15 protein-coding genes are annotated in these 21,902 nt (G+C 37.8%); 8 read left to right on the forward strand and 7 right to left on the reverse strand.

The window, feature by feature from the left end; translation table 11 throughout:
* Nucleotides 1-402 precede the first annotated feature (402 nt).
* Nucleotides 403-1,353 (reverse strand): oxygen-dependent coproporphyrinogen oxidase, encoded by a 951-nt coding sequence (gene hemF / locus CWS31_RS13945; protein ID WP_101343668.1) that lies wholly within the window; start codon nt 1,351-1,353, stop codon nt 403-405.
* A 366-nt stretch (nt 1,354-1,719) separates the two neighbouring features.
* On the opposite strand from hemF, the gene CWS31_RS13950 reads away from it, so the two are divergent.
* Nucleotides 1,720-3,036, forward strand: a complete 1,317-nt coding sequence (locus tag CWS31_RS13950; RefSeq protein ID WP_101343669.1) for an ammonium transporter — start codon at nt 1,720-1,722, stop codon at nt 3,034-3,036.
* A 33-nt stretch (nt 3,037-3,069) separates the two neighbouring features.
* On the opposite strand, the gene CWS31_RS17590 is transcribed toward CWS31_RS13950, so the two are convergent.
* Complete coding sequence (locus CWS31_RS17590) at nt 3,070-3,234, reverse strand: hypothetical protein (RefSeq protein ID WP_170252887.1); 165 nt, start codon at nt 3,232-3,234, stop codon at nt 3,070-3,072.
* A 129-nt stretch (nt 3,235-3,363) separates the two neighbouring features.
* On the opposite strand from CWS31_RS17590, the gene CWS31_RS13955 reads away from it, so the two are divergent.
* Nucleotides 3,364-6,213, forward strand: a complete 2,850-nt coding sequence (locus CWS31_RS13955; protein ID WP_101343670.1) for a hypothetical protein — start codon at nt 3,364-3,366, stop codon at nt 6,211-6,213.
* A 124-nt stretch (nt 6,214-6,337) separates the two neighbouring features.
* Nucleotides 6,338-9,028 carry a TonB-dependent receptor domain-containing protein gene (locus tag CWS31_RS13960; RefSeq protein ID WP_101343671.1) on the forward strand — a complete coding sequence of 897 codons (2,691 nt, stop codon included), beginning with the start codon at nt 6,338-6,340 and terminating at the stop codon, nt 9,026-9,028.
* A 144-nt stretch (nt 9,029-9,172) separates the two neighbouring features.
* On the opposite strand, the gene pdsS is transcribed toward CWS31_RS13960, so the two are convergent.
* Both pdsS and pdsR read right to left on the reverse strand, forming a co-directional pair.
* Nucleotides 9,173-11,560 carry a proteobacterial dedicated sortase system histidine kinase gene (gene pdsS, locus CWS31_RS13965; RefSeq protein WP_101343672.1) on the reverse strand — a complete coding sequence of 796 codons (2,388 nt, stop codon included), beginning with the start codon at nt 11,558-11,560 and terminating at the stop codon, nt 9,173-9,175.
* Between the two features lie 2 nt (nt 11,561-11,562).
* Nucleotides 11,563-12,255 (reverse strand): proteobacterial dedicated sortase system response regulator, encoded by a 693-nt coding sequence (pdsR, locus tag CWS31_RS13970; protein WP_101343673.1) that lies wholly within the window; start codon nt 12,253-12,255, stop codon nt 11,563-11,565.
* 343 nt (nt 12,256-12,598) lie between these two features.
* Between pdsR and pdsO the strand changes: the two genes are divergently transcribed.
* The 5 genes from pdsO to CWS31_RS13995 all read left to right on the forward strand — a co-directional run bounded on the left by pdsO (nt 12,599) and on the right by CWS31_RS13995 (nt 18,610).
* Entirely contained in the window at nt 12,599-13,456 is an 858-nt protein-coding gene (gene pdsO / locus CWS31_RS13975; protein ID WP_101343674.1) for a sortase-associated OmpA-like protein PdsO, read from the forward strand.
* Nucleotides 13,457-13,635: 179 nt separating this feature from the next.
* The gene (locus tag CWS31_RS13980) at nt 13,636-15,957 is read left to right on the forward strand and encodes a marine proteobacterial sortase target protein (RefSeq protein ID WP_101343675.1); all 2,322 of its coding nucleotides are present in this window, start codon (nt 13,636-13,638) and stop codon (nt 15,955-15,957) included.
* Nucleotides 15,954-16,544 (forward strand): class GN sortase, encoded by a 591-nt coding sequence (locus tag CWS31_RS13985; RefSeq protein WP_101343676.1) that lies wholly within the window; start codon nt 15,954-15,956, stop codon nt 16,542-16,544. The genes CWS31_RS13980 and CWS31_RS13985 overlap by 4 nt, the downstream gene beginning before the upstream one ends.
* A 219-nt stretch (nt 16,545-16,763) precedes the next feature.
* Nucleotides 16,764-17,972 carry a M48 family metalloprotease gene (locus tag CWS31_RS13990; RefSeq protein ID WP_211355838.1) on the forward strand — a complete coding sequence of 403 codons (1,209 nt, stop codon included), beginning with the start codon at nt 16,764-16,766 and terminating at the stop codon, nt 17,970-17,972.
* Nucleotides 17,973-18,169: 197 nt separating this feature from the next.
* Nucleotides 18,170-18,610, forward strand: a complete 441-nt coding sequence (locus CWS31_RS13995) for a GNAT family N-acetyltransferase (RefSeq protein WP_101343677.1) — start codon at nt 18,170-18,172, stop codon at nt 18,608-18,610.
* Between the two features lie 139 nt (nt 18,611-18,749).
* Here the strand turns inward: CWS31_RS13995 and CWS31_RS14000 are convergent, their stop codons facing one another.
* The 3 genes from CWS31_RS14000 to CWS31_RS14010 form a co-directional block, all read right to left on the reverse strand.
* The gene (locus CWS31_RS14000; protein ID WP_101343678.1) at nt 18,750-19,445 is read right to left on the reverse strand and encodes a putative porin; all 696 of its coding nucleotides are present in this window, start codon (nt 19,443-19,445) and stop codon (nt 18,750-18,752) included.
* Between the two features lie 318 nt (nt 19,446-19,763).
* Nucleotides 19,764-20,834, reverse strand: a complete 1,071-nt coding sequence (locus CWS31_RS14005; protein ID WP_101343679.1) for an AraC family transcriptional regulator — start codon at nt 20,832-20,834, stop codon at nt 19,764-19,766.
* Nucleotides 20,834-21,784: a GGDEF domain-containing protein gene (locus CWS31_RS14010; RefSeq protein ID WP_101343680.1), complete on the reverse strand. Its 951-nt coding sequence runs from the start codon at nt 21,782-21,784 to the stop codon at nt 20,834-20,836. Before CWS31_RS14010 ends, CWS31_RS14005 begins: the two co-directional genes overlap by 1 nt.
* Nucleotides 21,785-21,902: the final 118 nt, after the last annotated feature.

The following is a 21,902-nucleotide window of genomic DNA, read 5'->3' on the forward strand; positions in this document are numbered from 1 at the left end:
ATTGATACCTTACGTCAAAAGCTTTACTTTAAAACATCCAGCCAATCTTTCGGGCTTAAATGAGCTTCGTCATTCGTGAAAAAACTGTGGATTCCCGCCAAAACAACGCGGGAATGACGGAACTTGTTTGAGACTTATTAACCAGATCACAAAGCACGCTAAAGTAAACCGAAAAACATGTGGATTCCCGCCAAAACAACGCGGGAATGACGGAACTCGTTTGATACTCATTAACCATGTCACAAGCACGCTAAAGTAAAAAAGCAAGAAGGCGAAGTAAAAAGCGAATCAAGCTAAACTAAAACAAGCCAAGCTTCGTCATTCCCGAAGTTACTTGTTGGGAATCCAGTTTTGAATTGATATCCTACGCAGTTTTTGAATTGATACCTTACGTCAAAAGCTTTACTTTAAAACATCCAGCCAATCTTTCGGGCTTAAATAATTAGCTAGCTTAGCTTCTGCACTCCCTTCATCAGCTTGGAAGTTATATTCCCATCGCGCTAATGGTGGCATCGACATTAAGATTGATTCGGTTCTGCCGCCTGATTGCAAGCCAAACAAAGTGCCTCGGTCAAACACTAAGTTAAACTCTACATAGCGTCCACGTCGATATAGTTGAAATTGACGTTCTGCTTCACCATATTCAATATCTTTACCGCGTTGCATAATAGGTACGTAGGCATCTATAAAACCTTGGCCAACTGCTTTAACATAGTCAAAGCAGGTGTCAAAATCCCACTGGTTTAAATCATCAAAGAATAAACCACCAACGCCACGGGTTTCATCACGGTGTTTTAAATAAAAGTATTCATCACACCATTTTTTATGATCGTTATACACGTTTTCACCAAACGGTTGGCATAAATCAAATGCGGTTTGATGCCAGTGTTTAATATCATCATCGTTAGGGTAAAAAGGAGTTAAATCAAAACCACCGCCAAACCACCAAACAGGTGCTTCACCTTCTTTTTCTGCAATAAAAAAACGTACGTTAGCGTGTGAGGTTGGAATGTGCGGGTTTTTAGGGTGAATAACTAAAGATACACCACAGGCTTGCCATGTTCTGCCTGCTAACTCTGGACGATGTGCAGTAGCTGAGGGCGGTAACTTATCCCCCGACACAACGGAAAAGTTTACTCCACCTTGCTCTATAATTGTGCCGTTAGTCATAACACGTGTTCTGCCACCACCACCTTCTGCTCGTTTCCAGTTATCTTCAATAAATTCGCCTGAGCCGTCAGCATCAGTTAACGCCGAACAGATCTTATCCTGTAGGCTTTTAAAAAACTCTATAATTGGTGCTATTTCGATAGGTGTTGTTGAGGGGGTAGATGAGTTTACTTGTGAGTTCATATATTACCAATATTTATCAGAGATTAGCCATTAACGTTATGTTGCCATTGTAGGTAATGGCGATCACAGAGGCAAGTCTCTTCTATTTACTTATGTTATTAACTGTAGTTATTACCTTGTTCTATCTTTAATGGAGTTGAACAAGATCAAAATTCATTGTACTTATTTTGTACTTATTTTGTGCTTTATTTTTGGTGGATGCACCGGTTGTGTGCTTTACTTTGCATGCGTTGTTGTTTTTTGGTGCAATAAAGCACTTTTTTAATGCCTTGGTTTTCTAGTTGACTGAAAACTAAAGGGTTATATTTTGGCGTATTTATTGCTTTGCTTAGCGCAATTGTTGAATGAATTATGATGGAAATGATTATGAATAGAGCAGTGGTTTTGTGTTTAACGTTAATAAGTTTACTTATGTCAGGTGGAGCTTGGGCTGACGAGATGCAACTTAATGGGGCGCAACTCAATGGTGCCAATACTGGTTGGATTTTAACTTCTACCGCATTGGTTTTATTAATGACTTTACCAGGCTTAGCACTTTTTTATGGTGGCTTGGTACGTAAAAAGAATGTGCTATCGGTATTAATGCAATGTTTTGCAATCGGCTCTATTTCGTCGGTTTTATGGCTAGTCGTTGGTTATAGTTTAGCTTTTGGTGAAGGTAACGGCTTCATTGGTGACTTTAGCAAAATGATGATGCATGGCATTACTAAAGATGCGTTATCGGGGGATATTCCAGAAAGCTTATTTATGTTGTTTCAAATGACATTTGCGGTAATTACCCCGGCGCTAATTATTGGTGGTTTTGCCGAGCGAATGAAATTTTCTGCTGTTTTATTATTTTGTGCTTTTTGGTTGTTAGCTGTTTATGTGCCTGTTACTCACTGGGTATGGGGCGGTGGTTGGTTAGCACAAATGGGTGTTTATGACTTTGCTGGCGGTATTGTGGTACATATTACCGCAGGTACAGCGGCTTTAGTTGCTGCATTGGTTGTTGGCCCACGTCGAGGATTTCCTAAAACTCCTATGGTGCCACATAACTTAACAATGACAGTTACTGGTGCTGGTATGCTATGGGTAGGTTGGTTTGGTTTTAATGGTGGTAGTGCATTAACCGCTAGTGGTGATGCATCAATGGCGATGCTGGTTACTCATATTTCAGCCGCTGCAGGTACGCTTACTTGGGCTGCTATTGAATGGAAAAAATTTGGTAAAGCCAGTGTGTTAGGTGCGGTTACGGGTATGGTTGCAGGCTTAGGTACTATTACTCCTGCATCTGGTTTTGTTGGTCCTGGTGGCGCATTAGTTATTGGTATTAGTGCGGGCTTTGTTTGTTTTTATGCAACGCTTTATATTAAGCATAAATTGCATATTGATGATTCATTAGATGTTTTTCCTGTGCATGGCGTAGGTGGTATTTTAGGTACTTTATTAGCGGGTGTTTTCTCAGCAACTACGCTTGGTATGTTTAGTGGTTATGGTTTTTCCGAAGGCATTAGCACTATGGGAGAGCAAGTAGGTGTTCAGCTTGTTGGTATATTCTCTACCTTTATTTACACCGCTATTGTTACTTATATTCTACTTAAACTCGTTGGCTTAATGACCAGTGGTTTACGTGTAACAGAAGAGCAAGAAGTTAACGGTTTAGATCAATCTGAACATGAAGAAACTGGTTACAACTTATAATTTATAACTTGTTATGAAAGTGTAACTATATTCTTAGGTTTTCAAAAAGCATTTAACTTTTATAAGCTTAAAAATTTCATCACTTCCTTTTAAATAAAGCGCTTCGGCGCTTTTTTTGTACCCACCACCAAATTCACTGTCATCTATTTGAAATATTACTGACATTAAACGGTAATATTTTTTCACTATTTCTGTCATTTATTCGCATTAGTATGTAGTCAAATTTATTTATATGAACAATTGTTACCCATTAATACTGAGCTTAACAAAAGCAGGTGTTGAGTAAGTAACATTTAATCTTTCATTAATTGCTGCGGAGCAAATTAAATGCAAACTACAAAATTATTTAAACACAGTGTTATAGCAACAGCGTTAACTTTAGGCCTAGCAGCCTGCGGTGGCGACATTAATTTATCATCAGACAACTCAGTTGGTGATACACATGTGACTAATCCTGATACAGGTACGGGCACAGGCACTGGTGGCGATACAACAGCATTACCAGGTAAGGCTAATACAGCGTTAAGTACGCAAGTATCAAATAGTCTTGGTTATGATGTTCAAGTTCAAGTACTTGATGGTCAAATTGAAGAAAGCACAACACTTGTAGCAAGCCTTAGTGGCAAGCCTGTAATGTACGCAGTAAGTGGTGCACTTGAAGTGGGTGGCTCAGTTGCTGCAACGCAAACACGTTCAACATTAAAAGCACGTGATGCAGCAAACGATGTGGTATTAACAATTGAGCCAGGTGCTGTTTTATTTGGTCAATCAGGTAGCGATTACGTTGTTATACACCGTGATGCAAAAATCATGGCTGAAGGTACTAAAGCTAACCCAATTATTATGACATCACTTCAAGATGTTACAGGTGAAGCAACTAGTGCTGGTCAATGGGGTGGTTTAGTTATTTTAGGTAATGCACCATCAAACAAATGTCCTAGCGACGGTAGTGATTGTTCTTTACAAGTTGAAGGTACTACTGAAGGTGCTGTATTTGGCGGTACTGATTGGGAAGATGATTCAGGTATTTTAAAATACGTTGTTGTTAAATATGCAGGTTTTGAAATTGCTCCAGATAACGAATTAAACGGTATTACGTTTGGTGGTGTTGGTTCAGGTACAACAGTTGATTACATTCAAGTACATGCTAATGCTGATGATGGTGTTGAGTTCTTTGGTGGTGCAGTAAATGCTAAGCATTTAGTATTAACAGGCAACAAAGATGACAGTGTTGACTGGGATAACGGCTACAAAGGTATGCTTCAACATGTATACATTGCACACGCTGACAATGCTGGTGAAGCTAACCGCGCAATAGAAGCTGATAATGACGGTAGTAACCCAGGTAAAGAACCACAATCTAGCCCTACTATTTCAAACATGACCATTATTGGTAATAACTTCGATACACCAGATAAAGCGTCTGAAGGTATTTACTTACGTGAAGGTACAGCAGCTAAAATCTTTAATACAGTAATTACTGGTTCAGGTGAAATGGGCGAGTGTTTAGAGCTTGAAGGTGGTGATACTTCTTCGGTTACTGTTGATAACGCCAATAACGGTAAAACAGTTATGCAAAGCGTTATTATGGCATGTACCAACGATGAAAACTTTAAAGATGCAAAAGCGGCAGACGGTAGTGTTTTACTTGATTTAGAAACATGGTTTACGGCTGAACCGTCAAACCAAGTACTTAGCTCTATATTAATCGGCTCTACAGGTATCCCTGATGCTAACTCTCCATTAATTGGCGCTGGTCAAGATGCTTCTGCACAAAATGCATTCTTTGATGTAACTGATTATGTTGGTGCTTTAGATGGCAGTGATGATTGGCGTGATGGTTGGGCATTTGGTTTTGGTGGCGGTGTTGTAACTGCACCAGCTGAAGATGAAACTGAAGGTTGTCCAACAGGTACTGCGGCTATTACTTCTGTTGATGGTGTTAAAACAACCTGTCAATTAAGCGGTACAATTACAAGTGACTTAACGCTTACCGCGGGTAACTTATACGCATTAAATGGTGCGGTATTTATTGGTAATGATAAAGCTGACAGTGCAACATTAACGATTGAACCAGGTACAACTATCTACGGTCGTTCAGGTGAGGATTATTTAGTAATTAGCCGTGACTCAAAAATTGAGGCGGACGGTACTCAAGCGGCGCCAATTACTTTTACTTCTAGTCAAGACCTTACTGGTGCTGAAACAGGCTCTGGTCAGTGGGGTGGTATCGTATTATTAGGTAATGGTGTATCTAATAAGTGTCCTACTGATGACAGTGCATGTGCTCTACAAGTTGAGGGTGTTGAAGAAGGTGCTGTGTTCGGTGGTACAGATGATACAGACAACTCAGGTACATTACGTTATGTAGTTGTTAAACATGCAGGTTATGAAATTGCCCCTGATAACGAACTTAACGGTATTACGTTTGGTGCTGTTGGCTCAGGTACAACAGTTGAATACATTCAAGTACATGAAAACGCTGATGATGGTGTTGAGTTCTTCGGTGGTGCTGTAAATGCTAAATACGTAGTACTTACTGGTAACAAAGATGACAGTGTTGATTGGGATAACGGCTACACAGGTAAAATGCAGTATGTTTTAGTTAAACATGCAGAAAATGACGGTGAAGCTAACCGCGCAATTGAAGCTGATAATGACGGTTCAACGCCTAATAAAGTTAAACAATCAAACCCAACCATTGCTAACATGACTATTATTGGTAACGGTTTTACTGCAACAGATAAAGACTCTGAAGGTGTTTATTTACGCGAAGGTACTAAAGCACAATTACATAACTTTGTTGTAACTGGCGGTACTGGCATGGGTGAATGTTTTGAAATTGAAGGTGGTGCATCTTCAGTAACGGTTGACCAAGCAATTGCTGGCGAAACAGTTATTTCAAACTCAGTATTTGCTTGTGAAGAAAACTTCAAGAGTGCTAAAGATGCTGGCGGTACAGAAATATTAGACACTCAAGATTGGGTACTAAACCAAAACTCTGATAACAGCACAGCAGCAGGAATGAGCGCGGTACTTGACGGTATCTACACTATAGATACTACAACACCGAAAGACTTTGCGGGTGATGCATTCTTTGATAATGCTGACCACATAGGTGCCGTTTCTGAAGATAATGATTGGACTAAAAACTGGACTGTAGGGTTAGAAGACTAACACTTACCGACCAAGCCGCTACTAACAATTACCTAAAAGGTTAAACGTTAGTAGCGGTATTTTTTTATTCTATCTCTCTTCCTTATATCTAATACTCAGTAAAATCTTCGTTAATGAGGTCAACATGAAAACAACGTTGAAACGTTTAAGTCTTGCCATTGCAGCAAGTTTAGCAATCAGCCCAGTTTATGCCGCTACATCGGCAGAAACAGATGCTGCAGATGATGCAGCCATAGAAGAAGTGATTGTTAAGGCAAGTCGCTTAAAAGGTACAGCGAGTGCCGTAATGCAAGAGCGTCGTGATCAAGCTTTTATCGCCGACATTATTGGTGCAGAGCAAATATCACGTACCGGTGACTCTGATGCAGCAGCGGCATTACGACGAGTAACAGGTGTTACTTTGGTTGATGGTAAATATATTTATATTCGTGGTTTAGGTGAGCGCTATTCAAGCACACAATTAAACGGCGCAGCGGTACCAAGCCCAGACCCAACTAGAACGGTTATCCCGCTTGATTTATTTCCATCGTCTATTGTTGAATCATTAGCAGTACAAAAATCTTACTCAGTTAACCTGCCAGCGCATTTTGGTGGTGGTAACATTGATATACGTTTGAAAAGTATTCCAAGTGATTTTGTGTTTACCATGCAAGGTAAGCTTGGTGGCAATACTAACAACTTTGATGGTGGCTTAACCTACGATGGTGGCAGCGATGATTGGTACGGTAAAGATGACGGTACTCGCGCAGCACCTGCACCATTGAAAGAATTGTGGGGAAATTACGAATCACTTAATGATTTGTCACAACAAGATAACCGTGAAATTGCGGCGCAAATGAACCGCAATTATGAACCACAAGAAACAAGCATTAATCCAAACACTGGCTTTAATGTCACTTTGGGTGATAGATACGACTTTGATGACTTTAGTATAGGTTTTTTAAGTGCCGTTTCTTATGATAATAAATGGCTTGTACAAGAAATGTATGAAGGCCAAGACTTTACTTTCCAAGAAGGCAAAGACGGCGAAGACGATAGTTGGACTATGGTACGTGGTTATGATCAAATTGATTCAACAACCAATAATGTACGCTTCTCTGGTATGTTCAATTTTGGTTTAGAAATTTTAAAAGATCACCGTTTAGAATTTAACTCGTTGATTTTACATGATACAAATGACCAAATTCTCGACAAAGTAGGTAACAGTAACAACGTAACTGTTAGTGATGGTTTACGTTTACGCGACAGTGTGGTTATTTACGAAGAACGTGAAATGATTTCTAACCAAGTTCGTGGTACACATAACTTTTCTCAGTTCTGGAACTTAGGTTTTGATTGGTTCTACTCTGATGCACGCTCTAACCGTTATGCGCCAGGTAATATTTCAACACGTTATATTTTAGCTGATGGAGCAAACGGTCAACCAGAAGATGGAATATTTGACCCTATTAACGAAAGCTCATTACGAAATGCTAATACAGCGTCTCGTTATAGCTACCAAAACTTAGATGATAATGTTGAAAACTACGGCTTTAATTTTTCATTACCATTTCACTTTAGCGACGTAGAGTTAGAAATTACCGCGGGTGGTAATTTTACTCAAAAAACACGTGATGCTACAGCAAGACGTATTGATATTAATACTCTTGCTTTTGACGGCCTTGATTTAACTGGCTATCAAATGAATGAGATATTAACTGAAGATGTGATGCTAAATCAGCCGTTATCAGGTAACGATTCTATTGCCCGTGATACTTCAATTGCAGGTGATGATTATTACTCAGGCCAAATGGTTGATGCTTATTACATTGATACCGACTTCTTTATCGCCCAAAAATGGCGTATTGATTTAGGTTTACGTTATGAAACATTTAGCCAAGTTGTTGCCCCATTAGACCCAGCAACAGGTCAGTTTGATTTACCTTCAGCACCAACAGATGAAGATTTATTAGCACTAACTTATAAAGATGACGATGTATTTGGTGCAATAGCTTTAACGTATGTAATGAGCGAAACCATGCAATTTCGTGGTTCATTTGCGCAAACAACTATTCGCCCAGATATTCGCGAAGTAGCGCCAGCAACTTACATTGATCCATTAACGGGTTTCCCAGTTGGTGGTACGCCAAGCGTAACTAACACAGCAATTGATAACTATGACCTTCGTTGGGAATGGTACTTACAAAGCGGTGATAACTTATCGGTTGGTTTATTCTATAAAGACATGCTTAACCCTATTGAAGCGGTTCAATCGCCAGCACAAGATGGTCCACCATTAATCAGAATTGCTAACGCTGAAGACGGTTATTTATATGGTATTGAAGTTGAATTCTTAAAAGACTTTAACTTCTTAGGTAGCTTTGCGGGTATGCATGGTTCAGACTTCTTCTTATCGGGTAACTTCACGGTAAGTGAATCTGAAATCAATATCGATACGCAAAGTGTTGTAGACCAAACAGGCGTGTCTACTACAATCACGAATCCAACAAGAGCGATGACAGGTCACTCACCTTGGGTAGTGAATATGAACTTAGGTTGGGATGCACCAAATGGAAATCACAGTGCGACACTTGCTTACAACGTGTTTGCTGAGCGTATTATCATTGCCGGTATTGATGGCAAAGGTGATGCCTATGAAGAACCATTTAACTCACTAGATTTAGTGTATACCTACTACCCAACATTCTCGTCTAAGCTGAACTTTAAAGTGCAAAACATTTTAGATCAAACTAAACGACTTGAATTTGACGATACTTTAATGCGTAGTGCTACTCGTGGGGTTACCTTTGAAGTATCTTATGAATATGACTTCTAAGTTGAGTTAACTAAAATTAAGTTGATTTAGTTATTAGCTGATATATTAATCGCTAATTATTATTACTGAAAAACTGAAAAACTGAAAAACTGAAAACGCTTACCGTAATGTAAGCGTTTTTTTATGGGCGTTTTTTATGCGCTTTTACTTAACCGTAGGAATTGTCACTATTGCATCAACACCAGTTGCACTTTCATTATTAATAATCTCAATTTTACCCTGATGAAATTGTGCAATTAATTGCGCTATATATAAGCCTAATCCCAAATGAGGCTGTTGTTGCGGGCTCATTTCGTTATGCTTAGTGGTAGAAAATGATTGGTTGTTTTTGCGCACCGACACCATAGAATCAAATAAACGCTCTTGCATCGCTTCAGGTAATAATTCACCAATATTACTTATCGTTAAAATATACAGATCATTTTTACGACTTAACCTTATATCTATGATGGTATTTTCAGCGGCAAACTCAACTGCGTTAGCGAGCAATTTATCAAGCAGTTGGGCGAGTAATTCTGGGCCGCCGTTAACCCAATTTTTTCGTTTAATTGTTTTTGTTGTAGCATCAATAGAACTTGTTGAAAGATTGGGATTTACCGTTTTCTCTACTTCCTTTCGATCAAATGAATCAATTACCAAATCAATAACTAAATCAAATTCTTGTTGTGGTTGGGTTAATTGATAACCTTGCACGCAACCACGCACAACTTCGTCGATAGAGTAGTCAATTCGCTCACTGTTTTGTAAACTTTGCTCTAATCGGGTTGCTTCGCTCATTAAGGTTAAAATAGTTGATAAACGATTAACGCCTTCTTTAGCTCTGTGCATGTATACGTTGTCTTGGCTGGCGGGTAAATCAAGCTCTAATGATTCTAAAGATGATTTTACCACGGCAACAGGGGTTCTTAATTCGTGCGATAAACTCGCCGACATCCCTTGCAAATATTGTGTATATTGTCCTAAGCGTTGCACCATTAAAGCAAAACTTCGTTGTAAATCACCCACTTCATCAGAGGCTTTACTCAGTGGTATCGCTTGAATTATTTTACCTTGTTCATCAATCGCTTGCTCTGTTTGATTACGTAATGCGCGAATACGATTTGAGGTTCGAGAAGCAAACATAAACAAGCCAAAAGTGCCTAATCCCATTACCGCGATAATAATATTAAACCAACTTTGTAAGGCTTGATTTCGTAAAGAGCGTATACCGTTTGTGGTTTCTTCAGCAATTACCGCGCCTTGTACTTCGCCGTCACTGTAAATGGGGTAAGCCGCAGATAAAATAACCGCTTTATTGTCGGAAGTTAACCGCCATGAAGCACCGCTTTCACCAGTTAACGCTTTGGTTAAATGACTACCTTCAAGCTGAGCGACGTCATAAAGTTGATCATTAAAATCTTTAGGTGGTGTAGTTAAGATTTTGTTATATATCGCTAACAATTGTTCTTGCAATGGTCGATACCAGGTATCCGCTAAGGCAGGCTGTGTCATTTTACCCCACAAGCCATCTGAGTTTTTAATATCGCCTGCTTTGGCTAAAACGCGACCGTGTTTGTCTACCACCCAAATACGCGATTCACTGTGATCTAAACCTTTAATAATACGTTCAATTTCAGGAGAGGGTAATAATACTGTGCCTAATTGATCTGCTTGGGCAAAGGCTGAAGTACCTATGGTAATACGTTGCGTTGAGCTTGAATTGTTATCAATATCTGAGATGGCAAAACTTAACTGGCTGCCAAGCATTGATAATGGCAAACGTAATTCAATAGTATAACCTTGTTCGGTTTCACTCCACATTCCTTGAATTCTAGGCTCTGGCGCTAGCGGTTTATTTCCTCCATAAGTCGTTGATGAGTTTTGCGCAGGGTTAAGTGTTGAGGTAAGCCCTGAGCTGATATCAATTTCATATGCGGTTAACCAACCCGGTGCTTTGGTGGCGATTATATACCGACGAAAATCACCTGCTGGAGTGATAAAGGCAATTTGTAATAAATCATTATTATCAATACGTAAACTATTTTTGGGGCGATAGACAATGCTATCGTCAGTTACGTCAAAATAAGCATAAAGGTGACTTTGGTAAATGCCAACCATATGCTTAAAAGAAAGGCTTTCTGGCTGATAAAAATCATCTCCTTCAAGTAAATAATCTTGCTGATAATTTAACGCGCGCTGTTGATTTCGCCAATCATCTAACTGGCCATCAAGTTGGATAGGATCAACAATGGGGTAAGCGTATAAATCTCTACCTTTTTGCACTTGTGGTAAAAAGCTAGCTTGCTTATCAAATAATGTCGGACGTTCATGTAGTGCCGTTGCTACTGCGCGAACTGTGCCCATTAAGGTTTTTTCTTGACCGATACGTAAATATTTTTCCATTTCCCATACGTATTGATAACCTAATAACGGGATGGCAAATAAAAATAACGATAACAAAAATAGTTTGCTACGTAAGCCAAACCTAGGTTTGAAAGTTAAGTTAAGGTTAAAAGGAAAAACAGAGCGAGCAGGATCGCGATTACGTTTCATAATTAATCTGCTTTCCAGCGATAACCCATACCATAAACCGCATCAATACAGTCAAAGTTTTCATCGAGCTGAATAAACTTTTTACGAATACGTTTGATATGTGAGGTAATAGTACTGTCATCAACAAATACTTTAGCGTCTTCCATTAATTGCTGGCGACTCTTTACATGCCCTGGTACTTTTACCAAAGAGTGTACTAACCAAAATTCGGTTACGGTTAGCTCAATTAATTGTTGTTGCCAATGTACTAACATACGCTCAAGGCACAAGGTGACTGAGCCACTAACAATGTTATCTTCTAAACGTGTTGGTTTATGGCTGGCCTCAATGCGTCTAAATAATGCGGCAATGCGGGCGAGCATATGTGGCAAACTAATATCTTTAGTTAAATAATCATCAGCGCCCATGCGCAAACCGCTTACCGTGTCAAAATCGTTGTCACGTGCAGTCAAAAAAATGATTGGCAGAGAGCTAGAAAGTTGCCGTAATGCTTGGCAAAGAATAAAACCGCCATCTATTTCATCCTCTAAGCCAATATCAATTATTGCTAAATCAGGTAGTTTTTCTGTTAGGGCAAGTTGAGCTTCTTTACGGTTGCTATAGGCTTGCACTTTATAGCCTTGCTTTTGCAATAGCTCAGTGTAATTTTTTCTGATGGAGGTATCGTCTTCAACGATAGCTATAGTTCGGCTCATTGAGTGTCCTGTTTACGGCTTCTGTTTCTGCGTTTATTTCTGCGTGTATTTCTGTGAGTGTAACTGCGTGTGTTGCGGCTGAGATTTGCTAGCAACTAACTTAAAATCATTATCTACCATAAAATCTCACATAAAAAGAGCAAAACCGCAATTGCCATTTTTTTGCCACAATTGCTCATCACATTGCCATTTTTCAACCCCTGTTTTGCCATTTCACTGTTGTTTAATAGATTCCGTAAACAAGATTAAGCCAATTTAACGAATCAGTTAGGCAGTCTTGAACTTAAACACTACTTACAAAAGTAACTAAAACACTACACAAAACATTGAAAAGGGTATCACCATGAAAAAACAATTAATCGTATCAAGCATCATTTTAGCATTAGCTACAGCACCTGTTATGGCGTCAACAGCAATTGAAGACACAGACAATACCAGTGAAAGTATTGGTTTTGGCACTGGCGTTATTCTTGGTGGCTTAATTGCGGGTCCACTTGGGGCTGTGGTTGCTGGCACTGTTGGTGTGCTTATCGGTCAATCACACGATAGACAAGAGTTGATTGAACAAGCTGATGTACGCTTGAAGCAAAACAATTTAGCAATGCAAGCCATTAATGATGACAAACAAAATTTAGCGAATTTGTTAATGCAAAGTGAGCAAGAAAAACAACAATTGACTCAAGAATTAGCGTCAACAGCAAATAGTTCAAACAATATGTTAAGCCAAGCTGAGCAATTAGAGCAGCTCAAGTTAAATCTTAGATTTGATGTTGATTCATCAAAAGTTGAATCTTTTTATGAGCCGCAAATCAATCATTTAGCAATGATGATGCAAGAAAATCCTGAGTTGTCAGTTAACTTATCCGGTCATTCAGATTCAAGTGGCAGTGAAGAGAGTAATTTGAAGCTTTCAAAAGCAAGAATTGAGTCAGTTAAATTAATGCTCGTGAAGTTAGGGGTTAATGAAAACGATATTCACACCCAAGCATTTGGTGAAACTCAGTCGTTGCAAGTAAATCGCACTAAAAACAGTGACTTTAATGATCGTCGTGTTGATGTGCAATTATTCGCTCCTGAGCAAGTTGTTGAAGCTGAGCAAGTGAATGAAACAGCACAGTTAACTGAAGTAGAGCAAGTTACTGAAATAGAACAAACTTTTGCCCATACACACCACGACGAAGCCATTGAAAAGATGGAGTAATACCAATAAATCATTTTTATTTGGTATAACGCATTTTTAAACCTCCTCTTGCCGAGTTGTCGTTATCTAGGCTTATCAATATTAACTGATGCTAATTAATATTAGTTAATAAGTGATATCACTATTGATATCCATTTTGATAACTCGGCTATTTTTTATTCTTATTTCTGGAGAACGGCATGAAATTCAGCCCGACTTTTATCAATACCCTTATTATTTCTGGTGTGCTTTTCATTAATGTTGCAGGCGTTTTTATTTCTATGGGAAGTAACGCTTACGAAATAGAAAATAGCGCGAATTTAAATAATGCAGAAGTCAACAGCCCCAATTGGGATGAGGTAAATTTAAATGACGTAAGTAGCGGTACATTGTTGTTTAAGCAAAGTAACAGTAAACAATTTTTACAAGCACCACAGCTTAAAACCCAAGTAGATATAATCATTAATGGCATTGTCGCGAATGTGAAAGTTAAACAAAAATTTACCAACGCGAGTAAGCAGTGGCAGCATGGCGTTTATGCTTTTCCGTTACCTGATGATTCAGCCATCAATCAACTGATTATGCGTGTTGGTGAACGGGTTATTATTGGTGAGATTCAAGAAAAAAAACAAGCAAGAGAAACGTTCAATAAAGCCAAAAAAAATGGCAGGAAAGCCGCTTTAGTTGAGCAACATCGACCTAATTTATTTACTACGCATATTGCTAATATTCCACCGAATGAAACGGTGGAAGTAGAGCTGACTTATTTCCAACAAGTAAACTTTCATAAAGTAGATGATCAAGCAGGGGAGTTTAGTTTACATTTCCCGATGGCGATAACGCCAAGGTACCAACCTAATCGAATGATAAATTCAAGTTCAGCTGAGCCAAGTGAAAACTCGCGTTCAGGGCAAGCATATCACATTGATGATTCTTTCTCTGACCAAGCTTTGCCAGATTTGGCTTATCAAACCAAAGTCGCTAATCAAACGATTGATTTATCGGTTAACCTTTTCTCTGGTGCCGTGTTAGATCAAGTCAACAGTATTAATCATTCGCTCATTTCAACACAAAAATCAACTGGGCATTATGCGCTTAAATTAGTAGAGCAGCCGATGAATAAAGACTTTAAATTAACTTGGCAATATCAACAGCAAGATTTACCGCAAGTATTGAATTTTCAACAAAAGTATCACGATAAACATTATGGCTTATTAATGGTTTTACCCGGAGCTTTGCCAGAGTCGTTAGCGAACAGCAAGAATAAAAACAAGGTCAAAGTACCGCGTGAATTAACTTTTATTTTAGATACTTCAGGTTCTATGGCGGGTAGTTCGTTAGATCAAGCTAAGCAAGCGTTTAAGTATGCACTTAGCAGTTTAACTGAGCATGACAGCTTTCAATTAATCGCTTTTAATTCATATCCTACGCAACTTTTTTCTGCACCTGTAAGCGCAAATAATAAACATAAACAACAGGCTTGGCGTTTTGTTTCAGAATTACAATCTACAGGCGGAACTGAGATTAAATCTGCTTTGAATTTAGCACTTAAACCAAAAGTAAGTACCTATTACAAAACTAAAATTCAAACTCAGACAAATGATACCCAGGGTGAAGAGCTGCAAAATAAATATATTGATGAAAATAAAAAGCTACAGCAAATTGTATTTTTAACTGATGGTGCTGTGGGGAATGAAGCAGAAATCTTTTCAGAGCTAGCTAAGAATATAGGAAATAAACGATTATTTACGGTTGGTTTGGGTAGCGCCCCTAATCGTTATTTTATGAAAAAGGCAGCAGAGATTGGTCGCGGTAGTTATCAATTTATCAGCAACCATAGTGAGCTTGTTAAAGAGATGAATAGTCTTTTTTCTAAACTGAGCCAACCAGTTCTGACCAATTTAATGTTAAATGTTGAGCATGATCACCGCAATGCAAAACAAGGAAGTGTTACGATTAATACAACACCAAATCCTATTCCAGATGTTTATGCAGGTGAACCGCTATTTTTAAGTTATCAAATAACAGGGCAGAAAGCAGATAGTTTACTTAGCGGTATTTACCAAGGAAAAGCATGGTCAGTAATCGTTAAATCTCCACTTGATGAAAACGTTGCTGTCATGCCTAAGCCTGACTTTATTGCTGATGATGATTTGCAACAAGTATCTCTTACAGAGAAAAATATCCCCCCACTCGCAACATTATGGGCGAGGCGTAAAATTGCTGATCATTTTCGTCAATTGATGCTATATAAAGAGCCTGAGGCGAAAGCTAATATTATTGAGTTGGCTCTTGAATATCATTTGATCACACCATTCACTAGCTTGGTTGCGGTAGAAAAAGAAGTATCTCGACCACCCAACCAAACAGCTAAAACTAAACAGTTAACCAATACGCTACCTGCGGGACAAAAACTACCGTCAACCGCATTAAACTGGCAATGGCAGTTTAATGCGGCAATAAGTTTATTAATAATGTCAGCCATATCGTTGTTGCTACTGCCATCGAGAAAGAGAGGATGAAAGTTTGCAGGGTAATATTATTCGGCTTGATCTTTATTGCCTGTTTATTATTGATTAAACCCAGTTATATGTATGCTAAATCTGTGCTTGCGCAAGTGTTACTTGAGCAAGCTTGGCAAAAAGCCTTATTGGGTAAAGATAAAGATAATAAATATTTACCGTGGCAATGGGCGGATAGTTATCCCATCGCTAAACTTACTTATGTAGACAAAAATCTACAAACAGCAACAAATTGGATAATTTTAGCTGGCATGACAGGCCGTACAATGGCATTCGCCCCATCTTGGCTTGAAGATTCGGCAAAGCCTAATCAATATGGCAATACTGTAATTTCAGCTCACAATGACAGTCATTTTTCGGTGTTAGAAGGCATTGAGCTTGACGCAGAATTTTTATTAGAAGACCAGCAAGGGGAAGTACTCACTTACCGTGTGATTACTATAGATATAGTTTCCGAATCGGATACAACACCTTATCTATTTGCAGATGGAACCATGATAACACTGATTACCTGTTATCCATTTGAAGCAACAAACACCGCCAAAACACAGCGACTAATAATACAAGCGGTGAGAGTTGATAGGTAGGTTTTACTAAGAAGTTAATATTCTCACAATGTTCAAAGTGATGTTCGAAACTATGTATAAATTAATGTTCAGATAATTTAACTTACTAAGTAACTATAAGTTATGTTAACTTGTTGGTTCATAAAATGAACATGGAATTTAGTAGGTATAAAATTAAGATTCTACACCTAATATTTACCACGTAAAAAACACTTAAAACTAGTCAAAAGGACATTGAAATTGAGAATAAAAATTAGCGAACTTACCTACCCCAAAGAACGTACTCTGGGTGTTATTACCCTAGTTTTAGGCATCATAGCTTGGTTAGGATTAATTATAGGAACATTCGGAGTTGCGTTGTTTATATTGGCATTCGGCTTCGTATTATATTTATTTATTCAATCGGCATTAATTGCTCATATTAAAGGTAATGGTGTTGAGTTATCAGAAGAGCAATTTCCTGATTTATACGCGCAATTTGTGACGTGCTGCGATCAATTAGAAATAAAATCACGTCCACAAGCCTACATTCTAAATGGCAATGGTGGTTTAAATGCTTTTGCAACAAAGTTTCTTGGTTCAGAATATGTGGTATTAATGACAGATGTTGTGGATGCCATGGAACAACATGATGATGGCGTAAGTTTCTATATTGGTCATGAACTTGGTCATTTACGAATGAAACATTTAAATGGTGGGTTATTTCGCTGGCCAGTACTTTGGTTACCATTACTGGGTGCGGCTTATTCGCGAGCACGCGAAACTACCTGTGATCGTCATGGTTTAGCATGTTGTAAATCTCCAGAAGGCGCTGCTCGTGCACTTGCAGCACTTTCTGCTGGTGTTGAACGTTGGAAAACACTTGATGTCGTGTCTTATGTAAAACAAGCTAATCATTCAACGGGCTTTTGGATGTCGTTCCATGAATTAACCGCAGGCTATCCTTGGTTAACTAAACGTGCAGCACGCGTTATGGATGTTGATGCTAAAATGCCTAAGCGTAATATTTTATCATATTTTCTAGCTGCTTTTGTTCCTTTTGCTGGCCGTTTAGGCGCTGGTTTTGGTGTGTTGATTCTAGTTTATGTTGTTGGTGTTTTAGCCGCTATAGCACTTCCTGCATATCAAGCGTATACAACTAAAGCAATTTTAACGTCGAATATTATTAGCACTCAAGATACCCGCGATGCACTTGCTAGTTATTATGAAAATAATCAAGTAGTTCCTGAGTCGTTAGCTGCGATAAATATTAATTCAGAATTAGGTGATGGTTCACAAATGTCTATTGATGCAGACAATATGGTACTTTCTGTCAAAACAAAAAAAGGTGAACTTATCTTTGTGCCAGCAGAAACGGATGAAGGTAAAATTATTTGGAGTTGTGTTAATGGTGAAGACCTTACTCCAGAACAACTACCGCCTTCATGTGTCAGTATGGAAATGGAATAATAGCTAATCAAACTGATATAAGCTAAGTCTATAGTAGGCCCAATATAAAAGAGTAAAACAGGTTTCGTGTTTTACTCTTTTTTCGTTTTAGCTTGTGATTTACTTAGTGCTTTATTTGATGTATTACTTAATTTTATAAGTACTTAAGAATAGCCAATAAATTTAATAATCATCATCTTAGTTAATAAGGATATATTGTGATTGAAGTTGTAACGAACAAAAATCTTTCTGAAGTATTACCACTGATCCGTGCTTATCAGGAGTTTTATCATGTGGCAGATATTTCAGATGCTAAAAATGAAATATTCTTCTCTCAATTTGGCGAATCTAATCCTGCGGGCTGTCAGTTTCTCTATCGTGATAATGGCGTTGTTGTCGGTTTTGCCACTGTGTACTTTAGCTATGCATCAAGCATTATTTCTAAAGTAGCGATACTTAATGATTTATACACGGTGAAAGATGTGCGCGGTAAAGGAATTGGTAGAAAGTTAGTAGAGCATTGTCATCAGTTTGCATCTATAAAAGGTGCTAGCAGGTTGCAATGGGTAACAGATCCTGAAAATAATGATGCACAAAAGTTATATGATTCAATGGATATTAGTAAGAGTACTTGGCATTTTTATGCGTACAACACTTAATGTGTTGTACGGTGTTTTTACGGGTAAGGATTCATAAGTAGAGAGGGGATCTCTACTTATTTAAATGAACCCCAGATAACGATAGTGCTTATCGCTAGTTGGGATTCAATTTTTTTGCTTTAACTATCGAATTTAACGATTAAAAGCGACCAGTTAAACCAACAGAAACTGCATCATCAGAGTCTAAAGAAATGTAAGCTAATTTCATTGCAATTGCAGGCGTGAAAAAATGTTCTGCGTTGATGCCGAAATTGTAATTATCTTCAGTTGAAAGGCTAAGTCCAACGCTAGATTGTGCTGTCCAGAAATAGTCAGCAGCAGCTGTGAAGTCACTGTCATCATTAAGGTATGAAGCTTCCACATTAATAAATGAGCCATTATCTAATGTGGCAATGTATTTAGTGTTAAGTGCTAAAGAGTCAGAAAACTCTTCATCAGAGCCTGAAACAGATACTAACCAGTTTTGTGCAAAGAAATAACCTAGTTCACCTTTAAAGCCTGTATCGCTACTGCCACCATCTACGTCAACATAATTAACATCTAGGCCAACAAAGATGTTTTTATGGTAATAATCACCACTTAGATTTAATCCGTAAGCATCACCGTCAATGTTTACGTAACCAAGCGTAGCACTGTTGTTTCTACCCATAAAAGCAGCTTCAGACCAAGCGGTATTAGCTGTAGTTACTTTATCAAAGTAGTATGTGCCAGAAAGACCTATTGTGTTGTAATCATCATAGGTAAGGTAGTCAAGGTTAACTTGAGTGTTGTAATCGTTTGCAAGTGCAGCAGTAGATAGTAAAGATAAACCTAAGAATAATGCAGTTTTTTTCATTATATAAATCCTTTATATAGTGTTAATGGTAAATATTGATAAGAAATAAATTGAAATGGTTTAACGCGGATTCAAAGCTAAAGTTTGCTAATCATTTATACCTAAAATCCATTTCGAGCGCATTGTAAATGTTACTTTTTTATAGGTCAAGTGGTAGAGTCTGTTAATGTTATGTTATTTTTATGTTGATTTTGTGGAATTGAAATAATAAGAAACTCTACTAAGTTATTTACGTTCTACTTTTCAACAAGCACAATTAGCTCTTTAAACCTTTTGACTATTTAACCAGCTATCAGCTAAACAAGGTTAAAAAAACAGTTAAAAAAAACACTGTTGTTCACGCATTGAATTTGGTGTCATCCCCGTCCAGCGCTTAAACGCCTTTCTAAAATTACTGACGTCGGTAAAGTACAATGCATCGGCTATTTTTTCATTGCTATCGTGACAAATAATTAATTGAAAAATAGCCTGTTGGCTACGAATATTATCAATAATGCCTTGATAATTTAACGAATGACTCGCTAGTTTTCGTTTTAAAGTGGCACTGCTATACCCAAAATGTTGTGCACAACATTCTTGTGAAACAGCAACATTATTTGCTAAACCTTGGTTGATATAACGAATAAGTTGCAAGGTAAAACTAATGGGGTAGTGTTTGTTATTAAGTTTAGCAACTTGTCTCATTTGTTGTAGAGCAAGGACTTTTAAACTATTGGCACTGTCGTTAAACGGTAAGTAAAGTTGTTTTGACGCGATAGTTAGCATACATATTTGTTGATCAAATTGAATGTTTTCATGATTGTTCATATTTAAATGTACGTGATATTGCTCAATGTGCTGTACCTTTGCATAATCAAGATGAATTTTAAGCTCAGGCAATTCACCGCAGCGGTATTTCATCGCGCCAAGAAGTGCGCTTAACATGAATTCGGTGATAAAAATTTGTTGATTACTTGATAGTTTGCCAACCGCACTTTGAAAAATAAGGTAACTTTTATCGTTAAATGTTTTGATTGTTAGGTTCATTAACGGAAAACAGTCAAGTTGAAAGCATTGGCATAAACGCAACATGTCGGCTAAATGTCGACAATTCATTAACGCTTGACCAAGTAAACCTAAGTGAGATGGGAAGTAACGTCGCCCTAATAAAAAACTAATTTCATTGCCTTTTACTAATTTTGAGCAGTTTTCTATTACGGTAAGTAAGGTATTTGCCGAGCAAGTTACCGGCTTTTTATTAACGTTGACTCGGGTTAAATCATTATAAAATAACTTAGTACCTTTAAGTAGTTTATCTGGGTGAGCACCGCGCTGAGTCGCTAAGTCTATAATACTTAGCAAGAGTTGCTGAGTATTAAGTACTTCATCGTGGCGCTCATAACCTTTCATTAGGCAACCTGTTTACCAAGCGAATTATTACCTAAAGGATAGGGGTTTTGTTTTTTAGTTACTTCCATTTTTAGGTTTAATAATTCAAGAACTTGGTAATTACTTTCAGTACCATTGTACTCTTTGCTACATAAGGTTATTTCCTGATAATTGGCTTTTAGGTCACTACCCACTTTAAAGGCTAAATTCGCTAAGCTATTTTCAATATGCCAAGCAAATGTTTCGGCAGTTTCGTTACTTGTATCGGGTAATAATACAATAAATCGGTCACTGGCATATCTACAGGCTAAATCTTTATCTCTAATGTTCATGGTAATAACTTGACCGATTTCACGTAATAAATTATCACCTTGTTGATACCCGTGTTGTCGATTGAATTGATCAAATTGGCGAATATCTATCATCATTAAAGTAAAAGGCTTATTACTGCTTTTACTGTAAAGCAACTGATGCTTTATTTGCTGCTTCATATATTTAGCACTGTATAAACCGGTAATAAAATCAGTAAGTGTGTGATCTCTATATACACGTTCTGTTCGTCTTAGTTGTGCATTTATTGTCATTTGTTCTTGATACCATTGATATAAAGCAATGCTCATTATTACCATGCCAAATGGGGCGGGTAATGAATCTAAAGTGGTGAGCCAAGCATTATTGTCGGGATATTTGATAAACTCATCCATAAAGTCTAATAGCATTGACATATTCATTAGTAACAGACCTGAAAAAAGCCAATTAGTAACTTTACCTGCTGGTCTACTCATTAAAATAAAGCCAATCCACACTAAGGTAATAATGGTCATTCCGCCTTCACCTAATATGTCAAAGTAATCTATTTCATTGCTTACTTTTAATTCACCCAAGGCAAAGGTACAGCTAATTACTGCCGTTAGGACAAAAAATAAAATAATAACCAAAGGTGAATGATATTTTATAAAAGATCTGTTCATGGTAAATCCTGTAATCTTAATTAGGGTAATTTTGTTAAGGCTAATCTTTAAACAGATATTTCTAAATAACCTGAGTTCGGGATAATGAAAGTGAGTAGAACAATAATATTAGTCACTT

The organism is Colwellia echini, assembly GCF_002843355.2.
GTDB lineage: Bacteria > Pseudomonadota > Gammaproteobacteria > Enterobacterales > Alteromonadaceae > Colwellia > Colwellia echini.

Excerpts from the sequence above, each read along its gene's own strand:
- CWS31_RS13960 (WP_101343671.1), top strand. The coding sequence starts at position 6,338 with ATGAAAACAACGTTGAAACGTTTAAGTCTTGCCATTGCAGCAAGTTTA.
- CWS31_RS13980 (WP_101343675.1), top strand. The coding sequence starts at position 13,636 with ATGAAATTCAGCCCGACTTTTATCAATACCCTTATTATTTCTGGTGTG.
- CWS31_RS13955 (WP_101343670.1), top strand. The coding sequence starts at position 3,364 with ATGCAAACTACAAAATTATTTAAACACAGTGTTATAGCAACAGCGTTA.
- pdsS (WP_101343672.1), bottom strand. The coding sequence starts at position 11,560 with ATGAAACGTAATCGCGATCCTGCTCGCTCTGTTTTTCCTTTTAACCTT.
- CWS31_RS13985 (WP_101343676.1), top strand. The coding sequence starts at position 15,954 with ATGAAAGTTTGCAGGGTAATATTATTCGGCTTGATCTTTATTGCCTGT.
- CWS31_RS17590 (WP_170252887.1), bottom strand. The coding sequence starts at position 3,234 with ATGACAGAAATAGTGAAAAAATATTACCGTTTAATGTCAGTAATATTT.
- pdsO (WP_101343674.1), top strand. The coding sequence starts at position 12,599 with ATGAAAAAACAATTAATCGTATCAAGCATCATTTTAGCATTAGCTACA.
- pdsR (WP_101343673.1), bottom strand. The coding sequence starts at position 12,255 with ATGAGCCGAACTATAGCTATCGTTGAAGACGATACCTCCATCAGAAAA.
- hemF (WP_101343668.1), bottom strand. The coding sequence starts at position 1,353 with ATGAACTCACAAGTAAACTCATCTACCCCCTCAACAACACCTATCGAA.
- CWS31_RS14010 (WP_101343680.1), bottom strand. The coding sequence starts at position 21,784 with ATGAACAGATCTTTTATAAAATATCATTCACCTTTGGTTATTATTTTA.
- CWS31_RS14000 (WP_101343678.1), bottom strand. The coding sequence starts at position 19,445 with ATGAAAAAAACTGCATTATTCTTAGGTTTATCTTTACTATCTACTGCT.
- CWS31_RS13950 (WP_101343669.1), top strand. The coding sequence starts at position 1,720 with ATGAATAGAGCAGTGGTTTTGTGTTTAACGTTAATAAGTTTACTTATG.
- CWS31_RS14005 (WP_101343679.1), bottom strand. The coding sequence starts at position 20,834 with ATGAAAGGTTATGAGCGCCACGATGAAGTACTTAATACTCAGCAACTC.